5 protein-coding genes are annotated in these 16,975 nt (G+C 58.5%); all 5 read right to left on the bottom strand.

Annotated elements, in window-relative coordinates:
* Nucleotides 1-319: 319 nt before the first annotated feature.
* The 5 genes from AC4HNJ_RS09790 to AC4HNJ_RS09770 all read right to left on the bottom strand — a co-directional run bounded on the left by AC4HNJ_RS09790 (nucleotide 320) and on the right by AC4HNJ_RS09770 (nucleotide 16,737).
* Nucleotides 320-12,820 carry a filamentous hemagglutinin family protein gene (locus tag AC4HNJ_RS09790; protein WP_490479375.1) on the bottom strand — a complete coding sequence of 4,167 codons (12,501 nt, stop codon included), beginning with the start codon at nucleotides 12,818-12,820 and terminating at the stop codon, nucleotides 320-322.
* A 423-nt stretch (nucleotides 12,821-13,243) separates the two neighbouring features.
* Nucleotides 13,244-13,618: a hypothetical protein gene (locus tag AC4HNJ_RS09785; RefSeq protein ID WP_490479374.1), complete on the bottom strand. Its 375-nt coding sequence runs from the start codon at nucleotides 13,616-13,618 to the stop codon at nucleotides 13,244-13,246.
* Nucleotides 13,619-13,634: 16 nt separating this feature from the next.
* The gene (locus tag AC4HNJ_RS09780) at nucleotides 13,635-14,258 is read right to left on the bottom strand and encodes an OmpH/Skp family outer membrane protein (RefSeq protein WP_490479373.1); all 624 of its coding nucleotides are present in this window, start codon (nucleotides 14,256-14,258) and stop codon (nucleotides 13,635-13,637) included.
* A gap of 136 nt (nucleotides 14,259-14,394) precedes the next feature.
* Nucleotides 14,395-15,021, bottom strand: a complete 627-nt coding sequence (locus AC4HNJ_RS09775; RefSeq protein ID WP_490479372.1) for a hypothetical protein — start codon at nucleotides 15,019-15,021, stop codon at nucleotides 14,395-14,397.
* Between the two features lie 15 nt (nucleotides 15,022-15,036).
* On the bottom strand, nucleotides 15,037-16,737 hold the full coding sequence (locus tag AC4HNJ_RS09770) for a putative porin (protein WP_490479371.1): 1,701 nt from the start codon (nucleotides 16,735-16,737) through the stop codon (nucleotides 15,037-15,039).
* Between the last annotated feature and the right edge of the window lie 238 nt (nucleotides 16,738-16,975).

Genomic DNA, 16,975 nt, shown 5'->3' with positions numbered 1-16,975 from the left:
TGCGCTTGAGAAGACCTCGCCCATCCCTGGGACGGATTTCCGCAGGGAGGATGATCAATTCACCCGATTAATCGATGTCGACATCCAGTTGCGCTTGTCGCCGCTTTTCTCGCAAGAAAATTGGGGTTGGGGTTGTGTGCCTTGCCACAAGCCGGAGGGCTTCACCCCACCCCAACCCTACTGTACGTAGAGGAGGGCATGTTCTCAGCGACATAGATCTGGCTGAGGATTGACACCAATCAAGTCAGTTCATGTTGTTGCACCACGGGTTTTGCGTGCGGTATGGCCTTTATTCCAATCAGCATCACGGTCATAGCCATTACTCGTCGGCAAGCCGTTTACGCTCGGCATCGGTCAACGATCGCTTGCGCGCATCGCTAAGCGGACCTGCGCCAAGCACCTGTACCGGACTGTTCGGGTCATAGGCGCCGTTCCGCCACAGGCTGGCGCTGCCGTCGCCGAAACCAAGCACTTGCACGGAGATAATGGACGGCTGCGCGTTGTTTTGTTGCTGCGTCATGCTTTGCGCTATCTTGCTCACGGCGCCCGCGGCGGCGGCCGCCGACGTCAGCGCACTGACGTTGACGGCCTGCGCCACCGGCACACCGATCTTCTGGCCCTGCACCTGGATGTTATCGGCATTCGCCACTTGCGCGGCGGCGACCACCAGATTGCCCGATACGCGGATACCGGCGTCGCCTGCATCCACCGTGCCGCGAGGCGCAATCAGATAGACGTTCCCTGTCGGCGCACCGGGTATCGTCTGCAAAGTGGCGATACCGGCGCCGCTGACTTCACCCTTGGCATCGAGCAGGCAGAAGGCATCCTGATCGCACAGGTAGGTGGGCGGCGGTATCACGGCGACCGTCTTCGCGCCCTGTCCAGCGTTGATATCGCCGTTGGAACTCCAGATCACCATATTGCCGCCCTGCTCGGTAAAGATGCGGCTTTGCGCGAGTAGCAAGCTGCGGTCGGTGAAAATATTGACGTCGCCTTGTTCAAGGGTGAGCACGCCCATGCTATTGGGGCCAGCGGCGACCTTGCCTTGGCTGTTGGTAATAACCGGTGGCGCTTCAGCGCTGCCGATCAGCGCCTGGCCGCCTGGGCCGAGCAGGTTGATATTGCCGCCCTGCTGGGTCTGGATGGTGGAACTGCGGATATCCAGGTCGCCCGTGTCGATCGTCTGCGCTTCGCCGTTGATGCCGCCGGCGCCGCTACCGTTATTGGTATAGCCCAGCGAAGCAGGAAACAGACTTTCGATCGCCGCATAACCGCGCGCATATTGCTGGTAATACGGGCTTGACGGATCGTTATAATCCGCACCGACCTGGGCCAGCAGCTTGAAAAACTCCTGCTGCGCAAACAATTCCTGCTTGTAGGAAGGCAGTTGCTGGAAAGCGGTCTCGGCTTGTTGCGCCGTCAGCACCACGGTGGCCTGATCCTTGGCAAAACCGGTATCGACGACCTGCCCTTCTTCTTGCTGTTCCATGAACATGACCAGATCTGGCAGCAGGCTGCCAAAGCCATCAATGCCATTGGGATTACCAAGGTATTGGGTCAAAAAGTTGCCGGTATCGATGCCGGGCCCTACGCCGAACAGCACATCGATATTGGCGCCATCGTGCGGCAAGTAGGGATTAAGCGTGTTGCCGATGGTTTCGATACCCGTCGGAGCGCCCACCGTGGACTGTGCGTTGAGAATGTCGGCCTGACTGGTGAGCGGGCCGACATTGTGGCCTGCCTGTACCTCCAGCGTACCTACGCCGCTCAGCTCGATCACGGGTATGGGCTGATAATTCAAATTGACTGGTTGAAAGAGAAGCAATGGATTGGGGTTGTACTGGGTATCGTAGATATCGTGACCCGCTGCAATGCGGGTGATATCCGAAGCATGCGTCTGTTGTCCGATAAACGAGAGATCGACGATATCCTGGCCCGCGTAGAGCAATGCCGGCTTATCGGGCTCGATAAGCATTTCATCCATCTGGGTGCCATTAGGTGCCGACGTGCCGTCAACAATGCTGCCGTTGAGGGCATAGATACGCACGGGGGTGCTGTCGGCGTCATGCAGGCCGGCCTGATGCAACACCTTTTGGTACGAGGTAGTTCCATCGTCAAGATAGTGATATTCGGACAGATCTATGTAGTAAGTGCTATCGGACCCTTGCGGCTGCAAAGGTGAGGGCAGCACCGAGGGATCCGCGTCGATCAGGCCAAAGCCGTCTACGCTGGTGCCACCACTAAAAAGGTCGTAGTTCTCCTGCGCAAACTGGATCGAATCGCCAGCGAGAAGACTCAGATTGCCGGTAGCCGATGGGTATAACCCACCTGCTGTAAGAATATTGATAGTTCCATTCAATGCCGTGACATCGAGCGTCGAAGGCAATACACCAAGGTCATAATTGACCGTGGAGCTAACACCAAGCACCTGGGTTTCCCAAGCGAGGCTTCCCAAGGTGATATCACCCGAAGCCGTCCTCGCATTGACTGCCGAACTGCCGCTGTAGCTTTGTGCGTCCGCGTTGAGCCACAGAGACACGGCATAAGAAGGGTCGAGAATATCGGCAATATTCACGCCATCGCGGGCCTGTACGTTCCATTGTGCATCCTGGAGAGCGAGCAGCGTGGAAACAGGCGTAGATAAGCCACCGATCGCACTGCCTTCTGGACCAATGCTGCCAGCCGGCAAGACATAAGTGAAATCGGATCCGATCAACCCTCCGGCCGAAAGGCTGCCTGTTCCCTTCGCCACGAAGTAGCTGCCACTGAGAATATCTCCGCCGGCGGTCACTGTAAGATTGCCGCCGCCCACGGTAGTAATCGCGGTATCTGTCGCGTTCGCATACCAGGTGGTGGGCAACGACACCGACAGATCGCTGATGTTGCCTCCTGCGTCAACGGTCACGTTGCCGCCCGCACTCATCACACCCTGATCGAAATTGGCAAAATTGATCGAAGAGCTGGTAGCGCTGTTGCCGCTTTCCATCCACGGCCACCAGAACTGACTGATCAACGCTCCCTTCGTACCGGTGATGGTACCGTCGGCGTCATAGACCTGTTCGATACCGTTGATGTTGCCCCCGGCGCTAAGCAGGATATTGCCCGCGTTATCCGGATTGACCAAGCCCGTGACCAATATGTCAGGTACAGCACCTTCGTTGGGATCAGTGGTCGCTACTGTTACGCCAGTACCCGCCGTGGTGCCCGCAGCAGGTTGACCACCGGTATAGATTGCTGCAGGTGCGGCCGAATCCTCCCAGTTGATATCACCCGCTGCGACGATATCAATGGAACCGGTACCTGTGCGCACTACCGTGGGGAATATCAGCGTTTCATTGTTGCCACCGCTCGCCGTGTATGCCGCGGAGAAATGGCCATCTAGATTAATATTGCCCGCGCCGGTGTTCGATACGACGGAGAGCGGATTCGCGCTGGAGAAATTAGCGCCGGCCACCAGTTGGTAGCTGCTGCTCGATCCACCCAGCAGGGTGGCTGCGGCTAGCGAAGCCGGATTTGCCAAGCTCGGCATATTGGACGGTGAATTGTTCGCTGCCTGGGCTATGGCCGCCGTACCGCCGACAGGTGTCGAGGGCGCGTAAAAAAACTGAGAGCCAGGAAGGAAATTAAGGAAATTATTCTCGCCTTCGCCGACGCTACCCAGACTGGTAGAAACATATTTGTAGTAGGCGTTGAATCCATTGATATAGGTGCTGTAATCCGTTGAATACTGCGAATAGTTGTTGGCTGCCTCCGAGTTCAGCGGAGGTAAAATAGGAGGTGGCGTCTGGACCTGTGCAGCCGTGAGGTTGAAGTTGGCGTCGTCATTGCTGCTGTTGAAATTGCTTGTCAACCATTGCTGATAGGCTTCTACATAAGCCGCGTAACTGGCACCGATTACCGGCGCTGACAGATTCGACAAGTTGTAAGGGAGGAAACCTGCAATGTCTCCCGAGTTGAAGGCGGCTGACCAAGTTCCATCCTGCCCTGCGCCAACTGTTTCAATGTATGCCTGATAATTTTCATAATAAGTCGTAGATTGTCCTGGTTGCGGGGCAGTCACCGGTTGATAAAAATCCGGTTGACTCATGCCAATTATGCTTGCCGGAGTCGGATTGAAACCTCCGCCTGTGAACCAAAAATACGTCACTCCGCCATTCCACAGGTTATAGGGTCCGTACCCATTTAGATCTTCGAAATTACCGTTTTCCAGAAAATCGATCGTAGCCAGATACAGATTGTAGTCCGTGGTGTAAAGCGGGTCTGTTCCGCCTCCTGACGGCTGAGAAACGGGTGCGGTGATCAGCGCACCGTTATTTTGCTGATAGAAACCATCGGTGATGCTGGCCTGGATGTTTAGGTTATGCAGGGCCAGCACGGTCAACGTAGGTGCAATGCCTGATGCCGAGACGGAGGGATTGACACCGTAGCGATACGCCAGTTGGATCGTGCCATCCGCTGCAGTGACGCCAGCACCTAGATTCCAATTAGTGAGTATCGAGATATTGCCGCTGTTGACCTGAGCGTCTGGGTTGATCAGCTCGATGCCTGGGCTGATCTGCAGATTGGCAATACCTGCATAGCGATTGCCGAAGGCGTACCCAGGCCGCTCTACGTAACTCATTAATGTGCCGGCACCCTGGCTTGGGTCGCCATTGACGTAACCGTAGAATGTTTCGTGTGCCGTATTGACCGAGCTTGCATCCGGCACGAAGTAGTCGTTTTGAAGATAGATCTGCAGCATGGCAGCGGTGGCCGGTGCGTCCTGCGCAACACCCGCCTCGTTGTACCAAGTACCGGAGACAAGCTGCGGTGTACCGTCAGAGCCGTAGGTGTACCAGCCAGAAGGATCGATCAGGCCATCAAAATACTTGCTGGGATCGGCGGTCTTATTTTTAGTATCTGCAGTGCTCCATACTGCATAGGGCACGATGGTGACACTTCTCGCTCCGGTAATCGATGCATCATTGGCGAAGGTAATCGGCACATCGCCATTGGCCAGCAACGGCGCACGCAAGCCCACCGTTCCGCCCACATCAGGGGAACCACCGGATACATTGACGATGGCATTCGGCCCGAACACAATGCTGCCCGCATTGCCTGGCTGCACTTCTTCGTAGCCATAAGTGGGATCAAGCGAACCATCTGGATCTGGCGTGCCAACCGTGCCAATTTCCACGATGCCACCCAATTGTCCCGGCACGCTGCTGGTAGCTAACAGGCTGCCGTTAACGCTGACACCATTGCGTCCGTAGAGCTGTATTTCACCGGCAGCACCACCGGAGACATTCACTGTGCCTTCGATATCTACTACACCCGCATCACCGTTGGCAGTGAGAGACACATCCTGTGCGACCAAGCTTTGTCCAGCGGAGAGCCATAGATTGCCGGTACCGCTAGTGATAGAGATCCCGCTAGTGGTACCGGCATTTCGAGTCAATTGCGCCAGCTGATCCAGATCCAGCGCGCCGCCGCTGCTTAAAGCGAAGTACCCACCTTTGTAGCCGCTAGCTGCGCCACCTTCAAACGTACCGTCCAGCGTAGCAAGACCGTCTGCATTGATGGCGAGGCTGCCCGCCGTGCCGCCCTGCGGAGCGCCGGCAAAGTTCACCGTCGCACCGGAATCTACCGCCACTGAACCTTGGCTGGAGGTAAGCGTGAGGGTGCCTCCCGCCGCGTAGGTGGTGACGTCATACAAGGTTCTATTGACGCCGGCGACGTCGACATTAGCGCCACTGGCAAGAATGAGGTCACCGCCGGTAGCGGTGAGCTTCAAGATGCCGGCCAACGCGTCCACTTGCGTACCCACGGTGAGCGTGCCACCGCTGAGCATCAGCGTACCGCCCAGATTGTTATCGGTCAGCGCTGTACCGGTTGCGTGATTGACGGTAAGGCTGCCAGTGGTGGTGAGCGCGGTATCGGCACCACTGCCAGCCAGCAGGATCGGTGTGTTGAAGCTGACACTGGCGACACCGAAGTCCATGCCGCCATAACCCTGGCCAACGATGCCCTGGCTGGCATTGGCGGTGACGCTGGCGAAACCTTGCGTGACGCTGTTGCCGGCGTTGAAATCGAGTTCGTTCGCATCGAGTATCCACTGGCCCGAACCGGTTGCTGCCGTGGCGGTGCTGGTACCGACAGTATTGCCCAAGCCTAACGTAGCCGCCTTGATGCTGACCGTGCCGCCATCGCTGGCATACGCATCGGCGTTGAGATCCAACGTCTGCGGCAAGTCGATGCTGACATTGCCAAGGAAATCGATCGCGCCACGGCTGCTCAATGTGACGTGATCCGCATCCTTGAACAGGTTCAAGGTGCTGGGGCCGATCACCAAGCCGCCGTTGCCGGAACTCGGTGCGTCACTGCCCACGAAGCTGATCAGGTTGGCGGTAGCCTGAATATCCTGCGCGGTGAACACCGCATTCGGATCGACGCTGGTCGCGCCGGTGGTATCCATGATCAGCGAACCACCGCCCTGTACGGTTGCGCCGGCATCGATGGTGAGATTGCCCAGGGTGGTGCCGGAAACGTCGTAGCGAACAACCGGTGCAACACCATCTTGGGAAACGCGCAGCAAAGCACCGTTACCGCTGGTGGCGAGAATATTGCCACCGCTACTGTCGGTACCCGCATTGTTGCCAAACAGCAGCGGCGTGGTGTTAGGCGTGCTGGTACCGGCGGCAGCGAGATAGCTGCCTGGCTCCAGTACGATACCTTGCGCTCCCGCATTGCCATCAGCGACCAGCAGGATTTCCTGCCCCTCCAGCGGATCCGCGCTGTCGTTGGACAGCACCACGCTATCGGCGGTGCTGGTGATCTGGTAGCCACTGCTGGTGAGTTGGCGGCTGCCGCCCAACAGCAAACTACCTGCATCCAAATCGGTGAGCTGGTCGGCGGATATCTGCAAATAGCCATCCAACGGTGTGGAATTCGCATCCACTACCTGGATGAACTGCGCCGCGATATCCACCATGCCGCTGCGGCCGCCGCTGGCAGGCGCGGAGTCAAGGGTGGCGCCGAGTTGCAGTTGCTGGGTGGCGCTCAGCAGCAGGTGGCCGCCGTCGACGGGCAACAGCGGCGTGACCGTGCCGTTGCTGGCGGCCTGACTGGCGAAATAAGTGTCCGCATCGGTAAACGTGTATTGCGAGTATTGCTGCCACACCGACCTCGGCTGTACCAGGAAGGTGGTGTTGGTGGATTGATGCGAACCATCCAGGGCATTGCCGAAATAACCCGTAATGCTGAGCGTGCCATCGGGCAACACGGCATTCTGACCCAGGATGCTGTTCTGCGAACTGGTGTTTTGCACGACGCGATACGCGCCAGGCAGGGTCGCATAACCGGCCGGTAGCAAGGTGTAGTAACCGGCAGGCAAGCCGGCGATACCGGATAGGTACACCGATTCGCCCACGGCGGGTCCCGACCCTGCATTCGCGGCGCTGCTCATCGCCGCATCCTGCGCACTCACCGGCCCGTTATAGCCAGGCAGGATGGCGTAGATGGCGCGGCCGTCGGCGTATTGCGATACCTGCTGACCAGTGGTGCTGTTTTCGTAGCTGGTTTCATACTGGGTCAGCACATTGACGGTGCCGCCCGTACCCGGCACCCATTCCGACGCCTGCAACGCGCCGCCACCGCGGATATCGATGGTGGCGCCGCTGTCCAGCGAGACATCGGTACCAGCGATAGTGATGGATTTGGATGGCGGTGCGGTCAGGGGCGAAACGGTGACATTGGAAGCGCCGGCATAATTCCATTCCAGACCGTCGGTGGTGCTTCCATAGGGTACCGTTTCGCCATCCAGCGAAACCGAGGTAAGGCTGCCTGCGCCAAGGGCGACGTTTTGCGTGGCGACTACTTGCTGTTCGGTGAGGCTGAAAGCGCTCATTACGGTGCCGGGATCCTGCACGCCAATAATGAGATCGCCGGAAGGTACCCAAACCGTACCATCCTGTATAACGTTGTCGGCATCCAGCAACAGACCACCACCAGCCGATAGCGGAGCGCTGGCAGGGCCGTTACCCAGGATGGTCAGCGTCGTGTTGCCGGGAGCCATGCCGGAAGGATTGGCGTCGATTGCGAAGTAATAATTGGTAACCGGATATAGTTCGGTCGCCTTCAACGTGAGATTGCCGGTGCTGAACAGCAGTCCTGGGACGTTGCTGCCATTCGTAGCGTACTCAAGATCTGCCGGTTCGTAGAAACGAATATCGCCGCTGGCGGTAAAGTCCGTGTTTGCCCAACCCTGCAAATTGATCCAGCCGCCGAGATCGATAAAGTCGGCATCGACGTCTAACGTGCCATTGCCCGCCATCGGACTGTTTTGCGTCCGGCCCTTGGCGCCAGTGATCTCCACATAGGGCGCGCTGATTTGTACCGTACCATTGCCCGTGTTGTAGGCAGTGGTGCTGATACCGGAGAAATCCTTGCTGTCCGCCGGCAATGCAGTGAAGGCGTTCGCGTACGCCTCGAAACTCTTGCCCAGCGAGAGATCGATATTGCCGGCGAAGCCGACCGGCAAGAGTGTGTCATTGTTATTTTGATTTGCAGCGTTACTGACCGAAGCACTGGGTCCAAGGATGAGGCTGGTAATGCCCGAGCCAACCAGGCGTTCCAGCGCGAAGTGCAGTACCCCGCTGGCAGCACTCGGCACCACTTTGCCATCCGGCTGCAGCCCCGAGTCCATCAGCAACAACCCGGATTGCTGCAATATCAGCCCCGTGGCTACCGGAGCGTAGTAATTGGAGGTAGTCATGCCTGCGATCTGCAGGGTTCCGCCTTCAGCCTGAGAACTGCCTCCCTGTCCGTGCAAGCTGCCATCCGCATACAGACCTGCCGCGGCACCCAACACGATGGAACCCGCATTGCTCCATACCGGAGTAGGCAGATAGCTCGCGCTGGCGAAATCACCTTCTACTCTAGGCAGGTCGTAGACGTCGGAGCTGCCTGATACGTCGATCACGCTACCCTGCTCGGTAAGTACATAACCTTGGGCGGAAGTCAGGCTAACGGTGCCACCGTCCAGCACCAGGCCGGTACGCGGAATGTAGCGTACGGCCAGGCCCGTTCCGGAACTGTCGCCAGGCACAGCCGCCGCCAATGGATTGATCAGGGATACGCCGGCAGCATTCAAGATCGCCTGCGACCCCAACCATAGCTCTGGGGTGTACACGATTCCCGTGTTCGAACTGCTCACTACCGAATTGGCGAGATCAATGGTCCCGCCGGGTGCATCAATGGTGCCGTCTACGATGGTAGATCGCGTGCCTGCGAGCGCAATGTCTGCTCCCGCGTCACCGGAAATCACCGCTCCCTGCCCCATCGTCACGGAACCCGTGACTCCCACATAGGGGACGGCCCCTCCCGATGGGTTCAAAGGGTTAGCTGGCCACTGCAAATACAAACCCGCAGTCAGTGAGAAGCCAGGGCCATTGGCGTTGCGGGAGATGTAACGCAGATACGGTGCCAACTGACCCACACTTACATAGGCGCTATGGGTCTGCAGACTTTCAGCATAGATGTTCGTGCCAGTGGGCGCCGCCAGCAAAGCGTTGACATTGGGCAGCAGGTTGTCGCGACTGATCTGCACCATCGCGCCTGGTGCGATGGTGGCGTCAGTGAATGAAGTAAGTGCGTAATTGTCAAAACCTTGACCCGCAAAGAAAGAAGGATCCAGATAGAGACCATTGCTCAGTGCCAAGTCGTTGGCACTGCCACCGATCTGGAGATCGGGTGCCTGCAAGGTAAGCGTACCGCCACCGCTGAAACCGAAGGCACGCAAGGTACCGTCCATGACGAGTCGGCCCTGGCCCAGCGAAGTGGGCGCGAGCTCATTTGCACTGTTGAATGTCAACAGACCTTGATCTGCATAGGTGACCAAGCTGATGTTGCCGCCACTGCCAACCGGCACACCGTTCTTCAGTTGCAGCTCGCCAGCGCTGTTGACATAGCCCCCGCTGGACACGTCCAGCAAGCTGCCGGACTGCAACATGATGGAGCCGCTCTCATCGGTGTAGTTGGGAACTCCTTTTTTATCGACAACCACATCTGCCTGGTCGTCGATCAGATTGATGGTGCCCCCATTGATATAGCGGTCTCCGATGTAATGGTCGGCGTCCGCACCCGTATCGTTGACCCATAGCCCGGCGGTACTAAGCACCGCGCCGTCGCCGATGGTGATGTTCTGGGCCAGGGTTGCACCCGTAAGGCTGGCCGGGTCGGTAATGTTCCCGCCTGATACGGTCAGATTAATGGTGCCAGAAGGTGCGCTCAGTTCACCAAGAATGTTGATGTCGTTCGCCGTCAGTCCGATCGAGCCACCGGGCTGTACGCTGAGCACGGTGCCAGCTTGTTCCTGGATTTCCAAGCCATTGTGTGAATTGGCGCTGCCCAGGTTCAGTGTGCTGAAGCCTCCCTGTTGCACAAGGTTGGCCGAGAGCGGCACCCACCGCGATAGGTCATAGGGATTGTTGCCACTTGGATCTTGCTCGCTAACCACCGTCGACCAGGGCGTATCGGCCTGAAACGTGGAATCGATCTGTTCGATCGGTTGTACCGATTGCTGCAACAAGATGCTGGGCGTTAAAACAGAGGTAAGGTTAATAGCCGCCGTAGCCGCACCGTCCAATGTAACGTCCAACGTGCCGCCATTCGGCTGATTGCCTTGCGCTACCTGATTGCGGCCGGCAAAAGCCTGCGCGCTTACCTGTCCATCCAGTACCAGCGCGTTTAGCGTATTGATGTTGAGCGTGCCAGCATTGCCGCCGATGGCAAAACCGCTGTCCCAACGCGTGGTGCCCGCCAACAACGGATTGCTGTAATTGAGTGTTACACCCCAGCGGTTATCTACGACTTCGTAGTCACCGGCGAAACCAACATAGGTCATGTTGGGATCGGCATCGGCAATGTTGTAGACGCGGCCATTGGAAGCCAGCAGGTTGGGCGTAGTGATCCAGCCAGCCTGATAAGCGATGTAGCCTCCATCCAGGTTCACTTGCGCACCGCTGCGTACGATGACCTGCGTCCCTGTGAAGTTGACGCTGCCGCCGTTTGTCATCATCTGATCGATGGTGCGCGGCACATCGTCTACGTAACCGGAAACATTGAGGATAGGGCTACCGATCCAGTCGAGCCCGTCGGCCGTAACACCGCTCTGGGTGCTATCCACTACCACGTTCTTCTGGGTGTAGAGGAAGCCGTTGCGCAACAGCGGCGAATTCGCCAACTCGTTCTGACCGATGCGCGGAACCGTCACCAGCAAGGCCGATATGGGAAGCTGCACGTCTGCCAGACCCGAGACGTCGATCACTGAACCGTTGTCGACATAGACACGACCGGCCAGTGGGTTGGTGTCTTTGCTACTGTCGATCAATGCGTTGATGCTGAGATCGGCGTTAGGTGCTTCCAATAGCGAGCCAGATTGAAGAGTAACCGTTTCACCATCCAGGGTGAGGCTACTGCTCTTGAATGCTGCGGTAGCCGCAGAGGTGGAGGTGGTGGTAGCACCGTCTTCTTCCGGCAAGACGGTAGTAACAGAATTAGGACCCAGCACCAGGGAGCCCGCACTTGCATAACTACCGCTGCTGTATTGGTCCTGCGCATTCAGTACGATGCTGCCCGGATAGCTGATGCTGGTGGAAGCGAGTGCCACACCGTCCTGCTTGACGTCGTGACCATCCATTTCCACTTCGCCCCGGCGTGACTGCAACAAACCAGTATTGGTGGCGGTACCGCCAAGCCCTGCATCGATTACGGACAACGGCTGAGTGGTCGATTGCGATGTTGCGTTGTCGAACTGCGCGCCCGCCGCCAGGACCACCTGTCCCTGGTCATCCACAACGCTGCCGCCATTGGAAACATTGGGCGCAGCCAGCAATACGAAGCCTTGTGTGCCACCAGTGATGGAAGCGCCACTTTGCACCACTACGTCGTGATTCTTGCCGTCGTTGAAGGCACCATTGACCAAGAACGGCAGATCAGGCGTGGTTCCGGGCGAGATGCCACCATTGAGGAAATCACTGTTGCTGGTGGCGATATCACTGCTGAAAAGATCCAGCGAACTGGCAATCAGCGATTGCGTATTCACCTGACTGCCCGCGCCGAACAGGATGCCGTTGTGATTGAGTAGATAGACCGTACCCTCGGCCTTGATCTGGCCAAAGATCTGGCTGGGCACGCCGCTGGGATCCTGGATGCGATTGAGCGCGATCCAGTTGTTGTTGCTGCCGTTGGTCTGATTACCCCCGCTTTGGTTGAAGTAAAGCGTGGTGTTGCGGCCGACGTTGAAGCTGCTCCAGGTGAGGATGGCTTTTTGCGCAGTCTGCTTTACTTCGATGGTGGTTTGCCCGTTCGACGTGGATTGCGTGGGCAGGTTGGCGTTCTGCCACAGGCTGGGATTGTTCGCGGCGCCGGGAGCCACGGCCAAGCCACCGGGGGTGAGTCCGTTCGGTACGGGCGAAGCCAGTTTTTGCGCGGCTTGTTGCGCGGCCGTTTGAGCGGCCATCTGCGCGGCAACTGCCTGTGCGGCGCGGCTCAAATTGGCCAGCGATTGCTGCACGTTTTTCTGCTGCAGTAGCTGCTGTGGCGTCTGCGGTGCGATGCCGCTCAGGGCCCCTGAGCCGGATGCGCTGTTGTTGGCCTGGAGGTTGTTGTGGTTCTGCGCCTGCTGCGCCAGCCATGCCGAGCTCATCACCGGCGGCCCGCCCGCGTACACGGGCACGGTGACCATCGCCAGCACGGAGGCGATCGCATAGGCCAGGGGATGTCTGGTAACTGCTGCGCGCATGGCAGAACGTGAACGCTTGCCTGGACTGACCGGTGTCATCACGAAACTCTTCCCCTGGGCATCTCTAAACAGCACGTTGCAAAAGCAAAGCCTTCGGCTGATTAGACGGTCGGGCAGATGACGGACTGAACCATGTCATCAAAATTTCATGGGCATTGTCGTGCGGTCTTCACGCCGTGATGGCAAATGTTGCGGTTGGACGACAGCTGTCAGGAAGCGTATGGATCGAGTAGGAAGAACTCGCATGCAGATACGCGGATGGCTGTTCCCACGCAAAGCTGCGACACGCCAGTTGCCCAACTTGCGTCCGTCATAAAACGAGCCGAAACCAGGCTTCTCTGCCTGAGGCGTGAGCGTTTGCCAGAAAACGTCAAGCAAGTGCGCGACTTACCTCACCTCGCCCCCTGCATGCAGGGAGGGAGCTGTTTCCGGCCTGTGGCAACTATCACTGGAAGCAGTTGATCAATGCGTCACCACCGGTGCACCAAACAAAGGTAACGGTGGCGGCGGTGGTGGACGTTGCGGAATCACCGATTTGCCCAGGCTGTTGCCCATTTGATGGCTGAAGGCAGCGAAGTTGAATTGCCCGACTTGCTGGTTGCTCGGCGCATGCGCGACCGCGTCGAGTTGTATCGCAGGCCCTTGGACGGGTTGCGTCGACGCGGCGAGATGTTGATTGAGGCAGGTGTAAGACAAGGCGGGCTGGCCGTTCACGGTAACGGCCACGCACGAAGGCGATGCAGCCTGTCCTGCCGCATGCGCGGGTGCGATCGATTGCGCCATGACCATGGTGGATATCGCCCACCCTATCCCGGTCAGTAGCGCAGTCGGTCGCACAGCGCGCATCCCTGCATCAGTTGCCGGTGCTGCCAGCGGGTTCGCCGGCAGGCAGCGTTTCCAGGTTGAAGGAAATGGTGGTGACCTTCGCGTCCAGACCTTGCACGACACCGGCCGTGAGATCGTTGGCCATGTTGCCGCCCATTACGATGTTGCGATCGATCAGTAGGCCGCAATGCTTGCTGTTGTAGACGCTGGTGATGACCGGTTGTGCGTCACGAGCGATCTGGTCCAGCGCCTTCGCGCGCGTCGCTTCGAGTTCTCGCGCACGCAGTGCCTGGTCTTCCTGCACTTTTTGCATCCGTTGTGAAAGCGCCTGTTCGCGCGACTGGCGCTGCTCGGCGGAAAGCGATGCCTGTTGCGAGCGGAACGTCTGGATATCCGCGTCGAGCGGCTTGCGTTCGGTGTCGATTTCGCTCTGCGCCTGCTCTGCCAGCTGCTTCAATCGCGCCGAGGCTGCCTGGCCTATTTTGGCATTGGCGAAGATCGCCTCGCGCGAGAGCATGCACACCCCCGGTACGACCGGGCCGCCCAACGCGGGATTGTCGTTCCTGCCCTGGGCATGCAGCGCAGTGACGTGTCCACCCGCCGTAACAGCGATGGCGGCGGTGGCGATAAGCAGAGTTCGATGAATACGCATGGGTAAGACTTATCCTTTATTACGAAGGGAGTTTGGGGTGAAACGTTGACCCTGTTCAGTCCACGCACCGTGCCTGTGGTGAACGCGTTCCCCCAAGCTACGCCCTCTAGCCGCTTCACTGCAATGGGAAAACGTGTCAGGGCTTCTTCGCCGGGCCGGCTGCGTGTGGATCGTAGCGTTGTTCATAAAGCCGATCGCCATACGCCTGCGCCGCATCGTCCAGTTTCACCCGCTCTTTCGCCGCGAATGGCTCGCGACTGGCGATCACCGTGCGTAGCGTCATGTGGCTGTAGGCATCCAATATTTCGTTGCCGATCTTGTACAGCGCCTGGTTCCTGGCCGTACAGGTGGTCACCTGCTTCTGCGCTTCGCTCAGCTGGGTAGAGAGATCGGTGCCCTGCTGTTGCTGCGTATGCAGCTGAGCGTTGGCGGCGGCCATGTCCTTGCGCAGCTGCTGCACTTCCGCCTCCGCCTGATCGTGTGCGGCGCGTTCCGAGGACAAGGCCGACGCATCCTGCGTCGATACCGAACGATCCTTGCTCAACTCCGCCTTGGCCGTATCCAGCTCCTTGCGCGCAGTATCACGCTCCTGCTGCAACTGCGCTTTCTGCGCTTGCCATTGCGCCTGCTGGCCTTGCAAGTCCTGCAACTGGCTGCGCGCGTCGGCAAGCTGCTGGCGCAATTGCTGTTCCAGGGTTTGCGCGTGAGCACCGCTGGCGATGGCGACACTCAATATTCCGGCAATGATCGCTGCACGTTTCATCCGTCGTTCCTCGCGTCAGAAATTCGTGCTGATTTCGAACTGCACGACGTCAAGCGTAAAAGGCGGTCCATAGACCTGCTTGGCGCCGTAGTAACGCGCCGACACCCAGGTGCGTGGCGCGATGCCGTAATCCGCGGTAAGGATGAAGCCCTTGGCATTGGTGCCGCCCAGGTGGAAGTTCTGGTCGGTCAGGCCATCGAGCATCGCATCCGGCTGCAGATACTTGTAACCCAGCGCGATGTTCCACTCGTTTGCTGCCATCGGGTGCGGATTGCCGATGATGCCGCGAAGCAGCCAACCCACTGGGCCACTCTTGTAGGGGCCGGTCGAATTGGCGGTCGCACCGCTTTGGTAATTGTTGATCGGTATGCCCAGGCCATCTGCATAGCGGTCGAATGCATCACGTGCGTGATAGGCCAGGTTGCGTTCGTACTCGGCCTGGATCTCGATCGGTGTTTCACCGACCTTGAAATCGACTTTATTGAGGAGATCGGCGATGTGATAGTTGTACGACAGGCCGACGAGCTGCGGCTGCGCGTAGTTATCCGGTGAAGAAGGATCGGGCACGATGTCGCGCAACAGAAAGACCGTATTGCCCTTCTGCATATACATGGGTGCGGTGTTGTCCGTGCTGCAGTAGTTGATGCCTGTATAGATCGCGCATGGCTCGGAAAGCTGACCTTGCATACGATCGAAGAAGTAGTACGCCAGCGCGACCTTCCACTGCGCATCGCTGGCGAAGTTCCATTTGAAGCCGGCCTGTGCCGCCCATAGCCACTTGTTGCCATTGTTGCTCTTGTTGTCGCTGTAGGCATCCTCCGGCGCATCGGGGCCGTTGTACTGGATCGGGAAACCGCCCACCGTGGCGAAGCCGCCCAGGTCATCGGTAAACGGCAAATCGCTATGTTCCGCGACACCATCGAAATTCAGTTCGGTGGAATAGATCAAGTCGGTAACCACAAAGGGATCGGGCATGCGGCCGGCAGTGATCGCGTAGAACTGACTCGGCTGCCAGCGCACCCAGGCCTGATCCAGCCAGATATCTTTCTTGATCAGGCCGCCGCCCAGGGTCTGCGTGGTGGATACAGGATTGTTGTCGCCACCCGAACCGATGCGTACGCCCGCGGCGATGGTGTCGCCAAGTTTCACGTTCATGCCAATGTGCGCCTGCAGGCGCAGCATGTTGAGGCGATTCTGCGTTGAATTGAGGATCGGCGGTGTGGCGGAACCTTGCGTGATGGGATTGATGTCGAACGGTCCCGTGCGATTGAACGTGCCGTAATCAATAAAGTCGTTGGCGTTGTTGCGGCTATACAACCAGGACTCGTCGCGCACATGCAGGTCACCGAACCAGCTGATGCGATCCAGCCAATCGGGCAGTGCGTTCGGTTCGGCCCAGTGTTCGCTCTTGGCCTGCGCGATCACTTCCTGCTTCACCTGGTCGCGGATTTCGTTGCGTACGTTCTGCGGCACGTACACCGCGCGCACATCGCCGGGTTGCGCGCCATCGGACGGTACGGGGCTGGCGGTTGCCGCCTTGCGTGCCTGCACGGCTTCATCGTTGGCTTCTTTCAGCAAGCCATCGGCCTCGCCTTGCGTAAGCAGCCCCTTTTTCACCATCAGGTGAATCAGGTTGATGGTGGCGTTGGTGGACGGTGCCGCATCCTGTGCGAACGCGGCAACAGTGTGTCCGCCTAGCAGCAAGCTGACGGCCATGCATAGCAGCCTCGCTCGAGGACGCCGGACAGGGTGTGAGGCGATTCGGGACTTCATCACGTTCTCCAATACGTTGCTGCTGCTAGATCTGTTCCCCGCTCTTGGTGCAGAGCAAGGCTGGAATGAGGGTGTTTGAGTCGGGCCCGGCGACGAGGGGCTTGACCTCACCCCAGCCCGCCCCTGCTGCACGCAAGGACCGGAACACGACCTTGCGCCATTTGAAAAACGAGCTCATCGC

It is taken from the genome of Dyella sp. SYSU CM1112 (assembly GCF_058216415.1).
Note: the sequence above shows the minus strand (reverse complement) of the source record. Positions and strands in the feature narration are given on the sequence as shown.